The organism is Massilia jejuensis, assembly GCF_042656795.1.
Classification (GTDB): Bacteria; Pseudomonadota; Gammaproteobacteria; order Burkholderiales; family Burkholderiaceae_D; genus Telluria; species Telluria jejuensis.
In genome coordinates this window covers 86,669-92,668 of sequence record NZ_JBHSMS010000039.1, presented here as the reverse complement: position 1 = coordinate 92,668, position 6,000 = coordinate 86,669, and the positions used below count along the sequence as shown (strand labels likewise).

The following is a 6,000-nucleotide window of genomic DNA, read 5'->3' as shown; positions in this document are numbered from 1 at the left end:
CCAGGCTGCACCAGGCTTGCGGATAGTGCGCCCGGACGGCCAGCGCGTGTTCGTAGCTGTCGACCGCCTCGGGCAGGCGGCCGAATTTGCGCAGCGCGTTGCCGCGATTGGCCCAGGCAAGCGCATAGCCGGGGTTCAGGCGCACGGCGGTGTCGTAGCTGGCAAGGGCTTCCTCGCTGCGTCCCAGATCCTGGAGCGCGGCGCCGAGATTGCAGTGGGCCGTGGACTGCGCCGGGTCGACGGCGATCGCCTGCGCGATCAGGCTTGCCGCGGATTCCGCGTCGCCCTGCTGGCGCGCGGCCACGCCGAGCAGATGCAGCGCGTCGAACTGGCGCGGTGCAAGCGCCAGCGCCTGGCGGTAGCGCGCCTGCGCCGGCGCCAGCTTGCCCGCCTGGTGCAGTGCGACTGCTTCCTTCAACAGCGCCGCGACCTGCGCATCTGCCTGAGCCATGTGTTCCTCGTCCGGTAAAGTTCGCCGGGGTTCGGGGCCCCGAACCCGCCAGCATACTGCACGCAAACGCGGGCCGCTCCGCTATGATGGCGGCTCCCTCACCCGAACGACATCGCCATGCGCACCTGGACCCGGAAATTCGCCGTCGCCGCCCTCGCCATCCTCGCTGCCGCCTGCGCGCAGGCGGCCGACCCGCGCAGCCAGCTGCTGTCGGCCGACCGCGTCTGGACCGGCGAGGGCAAGCCGCATGCCGGCTGGGCGGTGCTGGTGGTCGACGGGCGCGTCAGCCAAGTCGGTCCCGCCGCTTCGATCGGCGCGCCGCCGGACACGGAACGCATCTCCTTGCCCGGCCAGACCCTGATTCCCGGCCTGATCGACCTGCATTCGCACGTGCTCCTGCATCCGTACAACGAGACGAGCTGGGACGACCAGGTGATGAAGGAACAGGTCGAATACCGCACCCTCCTGGCCGGCAAGCACGCCGCCGACACGCTGCGGGCCGGTTTCACCACCCTGCGCGACCTCGGCACCGAAGGCGCGAACTATGCCGATGTCGGCATCAAGCGCGCCATCGAACAGGGCGTGGTGGCCGGCCCGCGCCTGCTGATCGCGACCAGGGCCATCGTCGCCAGCTACAGCTACGGGCCGGCCGAACGCAACTACCGGCCCGACATGGCGCTTCCCTACGGCGCCCAGGCCGCCAGCGGGATCGACGAAGTGACCAGGGCGGTACGCGAACAAAGCGCACGCGGCGCGGACTGGATCAAGATCTACGCCGACTACCGCACCGGCGTCGACGGCAGCAGCCGCCCGACCTTCACGCTCGCCGAAATGCAGGCGATGGTGCAGGCCGCCCACGTCACCGGCCGCAAGGTCGCGGTCCACGCGAGCACCGACGGCGCGATCCGGAACGCGGTGCTGGCCGGCGCCGACACGATCGAGCATGGCTACGGCGCCAGCGAGGCCACGCTGCGCCTGATGAAGGAGCGCGGCACGGCCTATGTGCCGACCCTCACCGCGCCGGAAGCGATCGGCGAATACTTCCACAAGCATGTGCGCGGCGGGGCGCCGACCCCGGCCATGCAGGAAGCGAAGCGCGCCTTCGGGCTGGCACGCAAGGTCGGCGTGGTGATCGGCAACGGCAGCGATGCCGGCGTGTTCGCGCACGGGACCAATGCGCGCGAACTGGAATGGATGGTGCGGCTGGGAATGACCCCGACGCAAGCGCTGCGCGCGGCCACCGTCATCGCCGCCGAGATTCTCGGCAAGGGCAAGGAACTGGGCCAGCTGGCGCCGGGCGCCTTGGCCGACGTGGTGGCGGTCGAAGGGGATCCGACGCTGGACATCACGGCGCTGCGCAGGGTGAGCTTCGTGATGAAAGGCGGGAAGGTGTACCGCCGTCCGTGATTGCATGCGGCCGCGGCCACGATCGGCCGCGCCTCCAGGGTCCGTGCATAGGCGCTCGATCGGGCCGGCATGGCGCCTCCCTCTCCTTGCGCTGGTCGCCTTCCCTCACGCCGCCTGGCCGCGCCGCCGTGGTGCGCGCGCCCTTCTCCCGCACGCCATCAACGGCCCGAATGACGGGTATTCAGCGCCTTGGGGATATCCACAATAGCGGCCGAGGTGGGATTTCGTGATCATGGCGTCACCATCAATCTCTCTCTCGTGAAGAGTTGTCATGAAAAAGCCTTTTTATAAAATCCTGTATGTCCAGGTGCTGTTCGCCATCGTGATGGGCGTCCTGCTCGGCGTGTTCCATCCCGAGCTCGGCACCAAGATGAAACCCCTGGGCGACGGCTTCATCAAGCTGATCAAGATGATCATCGCCCCCGTCATCTTCTGTACCGTCGTTGCCGGTATCGCCGGCATGCAGGACATGAAAAAGGTCGGCCGCGTCGGCGGCAAGGCCCTGCTCTACTTCGAAGTGGTGTCGACCTTCGCCCTCGTCATCGGCCTGGTCGTGGCCAACCTGGTCAAGCCGGGCGCCGGCTTCAACGTCGATCCCGCCCAGCTCGACGCCAGCGCCATCGCCCAGTACACGGACAAGGCCAAGTCGCAGTCGACGGTCGACTTCCTGATGAACATCATCCCGAACACCTTCATCGATGCCTTCGCCAAGGGCGACATCCTGCAGGTGCTGCTGATCGCGATCCTGTTCGGCGTGGCCCTGTCGATGCTCGGCGAACGCGGGCGCGCCACGACCCGCATCATCGAGGACTTCTCGCACGTGATCTTCGGCGTCGTGAACATCGTCATGAAGCTCGCCCCGATCGGCGCTTTCGGCGCGATGGCCTTCACGATCGGCAAATACGGCCTGGCATCGCTGGTGCCGCTGGCGAAACTGATGGGTTCGTTCTACCTGACCTGCGCCCTGTTCGTCTTCATCGTGCTCGGCGCCATCGCCCGCCTGACCGGCTTCTCGATCTTCAAGTTCATCCGCTACATCAAGGAAGAACTGCTGATCGTGCTCGGCACCAGCTCCTCGGAAAGCGCGCTGCCGGCCCTGATGCGCAAGCTGGAAAAGCTCGGCTGCTCGAAATCGGTGGTCGGCCTGGTGGTCCCGACCGGCTATTCGTTCAACCTCGACGGCACCAACATCTACATGACGATGGCGGCCCTGTTCGTGGCCCAGGCGACGAACACCGAACTGACCCTGATGCAGGAACTGACCATCCTCGCCGTGGCGATGCTGACCTCGAAAGGCGCCTCGGGCATCACCGGCGCCGGCTTCATCACCCTGGCAGCGACCCTGGCCGTGGTGCCGACCATCCCGGTCGCCGGCATGGCCCTGATCCTCGGCATCGACCGCTTCATGAGCGAATGCCGCGCACTGACCAACTTCGTCGGCAACGGCGTGGCGACGGTGGTGGTGTCGAAGTGGGAGAAGGAGCTGGACAAGGAGCGCATGGATGCGGTGCTGTCCGGGACCCATGCCGATGTCGATCCGAAGATCCTGCAGCCGGTACGCGACGCGGCTTGAACCGGATAGTTCTGGCTCGACATGAACCGCGCTTCGGCGCGGTTTTTTCATGCGCGCCCGGCCGCCGATCCAAACCGTTGCCGCTCGCCGCCCCACATGCTACGCTCCCGCCACGATCATGCGGAGACACCCCGATGCGCCTGCACGCCCTTGCCCTCGCCACCCTGCTCGCCCTGCCCTTCGCCGCAAGCGCCAATCCGGCCGCGCCGGCGCCGGCTGTCGCCTACGATGCGGAACTGGCCAGATCCCTCGGCGCCGACGAGCGCGGCATGCGTCCCTATGTGCTCGTGATCCTGAAGACCGGCCCCAGGAAGATGGCGGCCGGGGACGAGCGCAACGCCATGTTCAAGGGCCACTTCGCCAACATCGGCAAGCTCGCCGGCGAAAGGAAACTGGTGCTGGCCGGCCCCCTCGACGGCAAGGAAGGCCGGCGCGGCATCTTTGTCTTGAACACGCCCGACATCGACACGGCCAGGACCTGGGTCGCGCTCGATCCCGTCATCATCCACGGCGAGATGGAAGCCGAGTACCACAAGTTCTACGGCTCGGCGGCGCTGATGACGGTGAACGAGGTGCATGCCCGGATCGAGAAGAAATAGCCCGCGACCAGGGCGCACGCCGGCTTGAACACCGGAATGACCGGAAGGTAGTCACGTTTCCAGGTCCGAGGCCCGCACGCCTCACATTTATGTAGACATTCCTTTCTAGATAAGATAGTCTAAGTTCTCGCGCGAATCTACGTGTGCATTCCGGCCGCCGAAAACCCATGTGTTTGCTGGCGGGTAGTTGAATCGAATTGTTCCGCATTCCGAAGGAAGCGCCATGCCCACCTCGTCCGGCATTCCCAAGCCCACCGCGGCTGAACTCGACCTGTTGCAGGTGCTGTGGCCGCTCGGCGCCGCCACCGCGCGCCAGGTGCACGAGGCCATGCAGCGGAGGCGTCCCGACGTGACCTATGCCACCGTGCTGCGCCTGATGCAGATCATGCATACCAAGGGCTTGCTCATGCGCGACGAGAGCGAGCGCTCGCACGTCTACGCGCCGGCCCAGCCCCAGGATGCGCTGCAGACCAATTTGCTGAAGGACCTGATGCAGAAGGCCTTTGCCGGCTCGGCCAAGGCGCTGGTGCTGGCGGCCCTGAAAAGCGGCATCTCGAAGAAGGAACGCGCCGAGATCGAACGATTGCTCAAGGAGGACGACCAATGACCGGCCAGGAAATCATCGGCCATGTCGGCGCCACCCTGCTCGATTCCGTCTGGCAGGCCGGGCTGGTCGGCCTGGAAGCCGCGGTGGCACTGGTCGGACTGCGCCGCGCGCGTCCGCAGGCGCGCTACCTGACCGCCTGCGCGGCGCTGCTGATGTGCCTGCTCTGGCCGGCGGCCGAGCTGATCGCGCGCCTGAACGGCGGCGCGGCGGGCGCAAGCGGCACCCCGATGCTGGCGCAGATGCTGAGCGGCACGGGCGGCGCGGCCGGCGGCGGCTGGCAAGGCTTCCTGCAGGCACACCTGGCCTGGGTAGTCGGCGCCTGGGCAACCTGCGCCGCCGCGCTCGGGCTGCGCCTGGCCTTGGGGCTGGTGTGGGTCAAGCGCGCGTCCCGAACGACGCGCACGGATGCACACTGGAATGCCCGCCTGGCGACGATGGCGGCGCAGTTCGGCATCACGCGCGCCGTGCGCCTGCGCGTGGTCGATACCTTGGCCAGCCCCGTCACGGCCGGCTGGTGGCGCCCGGTCGTGCTGGTGCCGGCCTCCCTGGTCGCGGGCATGCCGCCGCAACTGCTGGAAGCCCTGCTGGCCCACGAACTGGCCCATGTGCGGCGCTGCGATTACGCGGTCAACCTGGCGCAGAGCGTGATCGAAGCCCTCCTGTTTTACCACCCCGTGGTCTGGTGGCTCTCGCACCGCATCCGTGTCGAGCGCGAACTGATCGCGGACGATATCGCGGCGAGGCAACTGGGCGAACCGCGGCGCCTGGCCCTTGCACTTTCGGAACTGGAACGTCTCCAGTTCTCCACACAGCACCTGGCCCAGGCGGCCAACGGAGGAGATCTCATGTCACGCATCAAACAATTGGTTCGTCCCGAAACCCAGGCAATGAACTGGAAAGCCGCACTTCCGGTCCTGACCATGGCGCTAGCCTGCATCGCCGGCTGCGCCGGCACCACGCCGCGCGGCGACGCGCTCGCGGCCGACGCCGTCACCCGCGAGGCCGTTGCCAGGTTCGATACCTGCGCCAAACCGGTCTACCCGCAGGCAGCGCTGGCCCGGCGCGCCGAGGGCACGACGAGCTTGCGCTTCCTGATCGATACGGACGGCAGCGTCGCCGACGCCGCCGTCGCGACCTCGAGCGGCGACGCCCTGCTCGACGAAGCGGCGCGGGTGGCGATCGCCAAATGTAAGTTCACGCCGGCAATCGCCGGCGGCAAACCGGCGCGCGCCTGGGTGCCGGTCCAGTACGTCTGGTCCTTGGGATAAATGAGACAGGGCCGTACGCGGCCTGCTTGGCGCGGTACGCGGCAACGCAGCTGGCGATAGAATCGAGGGGCGGCAGCTGACTGTTCATCGGAGGG

6 protein-coding genes are annotated in these 6,000 nt (G+C 67.3%); 5 read left to right on the top strand and 1 reads right to left on the bottom strand.

Features of this window, described 5'->3' with window-relative positions:
* Positions 1-451 (bottom strand): tetratricopeptide repeat protein (locus ACFPOU_RS12515; RefSeq protein ID WP_379721558.1); only part of this gene is annotated, 451 nt, incomplete at its 3' end.
* A gap of 117 nt (positions 452-568) precedes the next feature.
* On the opposite strand from ACFPOU_RS12515, the gene ACFPOU_RS12510 reads away from it, so the two are divergent.
* The 5 genes from ACFPOU_RS12510 to ACFPOU_RS12490 all read left to right on the top strand — a co-directional run bounded on the left by ACFPOU_RS12510 (position 569) and on the right by ACFPOU_RS12490 (position 5,905).
* A complete protein-coding gene (locus tag ACFPOU_RS12510) occupies positions 569-1,858 on the top strand; it encodes a metal-dependent hydrolase family protein (RefSeq protein ID WP_379721555.1) in 1,290 nt (429 codons plus the stop codon).
* A gap of 271 nt (positions 1,859-2,129) precedes the next feature.
* The gene (locus ACFPOU_RS12505; RefSeq protein ID WP_379721552.1) at positions 2,130-3,431 is read left to right on the top strand and encodes a dicarboxylate/amino acid:cation symporter; all 1,302 of its coding nucleotides are present in this window, start codon (positions 2,130-2,132) and stop codon (positions 3,429-3,431) included.
* A gap of 134 nt (positions 3,432-3,565) precedes the next feature.
* Positions 3,566-4,030 carry a YciI family protein gene (locus ACFPOU_RS12500; RefSeq protein ID WP_379721549.1) on the top strand — a complete coding sequence of 155 codons (465 nt, stop codon included), beginning with the start codon at positions 3,566-3,568 and terminating at the stop codon, positions 4,028-4,030.
* Positions 4,031-4,253: 223 nt separating this feature from the next.
* Positions 4,254-4,637 carry a BlaI/MecI/CopY family transcriptional regulator gene (locus ACFPOU_RS12495; RefSeq protein WP_379721546.1) on the top strand — a complete coding sequence of 128 codons (384 nt, stop codon included), beginning with the start codon at positions 4,254-4,256 and terminating at the stop codon, positions 4,635-4,637.
* Complete coding sequence (locus ACFPOU_RS12490; protein WP_379721543.1) at positions 4,634-5,905, top strand: M56 family metallopeptidase; 1,272 nt, start codon at positions 4,634-4,636, stop codon at positions 5,903-5,905. The genes ACFPOU_RS12495 and ACFPOU_RS12490 overlap by 4 nt, the downstream gene beginning before the upstream one ends.
* Positions 5,906-6,000: the final 95 nt, after the last annotated feature.

Coding starts and splice junctions, on each gene's coding strand:
- ACFPOU_RS12510 (WP_379721555.1), top strand. CDS start 569: ATGCGCACCTGGACCCGGAAATTCGCCGTCGCCGCCCTCGCCATCCTC.
- ACFPOU_RS12505 (WP_379721552.1), top strand. CDS start 2,130: ATGAAAAAGCCTTTTTATAAAATCCTGTATGTCCAGGTGCTGTTCGCC.
- ACFPOU_RS12500 (WP_379721549.1), top strand. CDS start 3,566: ATGCGCCTGCACGCCCTTGCCCTCGCCACCCTGCTCGCCCTGCCCTTC.
- ACFPOU_RS12495 (WP_379721546.1), top strand. CDS start 4,254: ATGCCCACCTCGTCCGGCATTCCCAAGCCCACCGCGGCTGAACTCGAC.
- ACFPOU_RS12490 (WP_379721543.1), top strand. CDS start 4,634: ATGACCGGCCAGGAAATCATCGGCCATGTCGGCGCCACCCTGCTCGAT.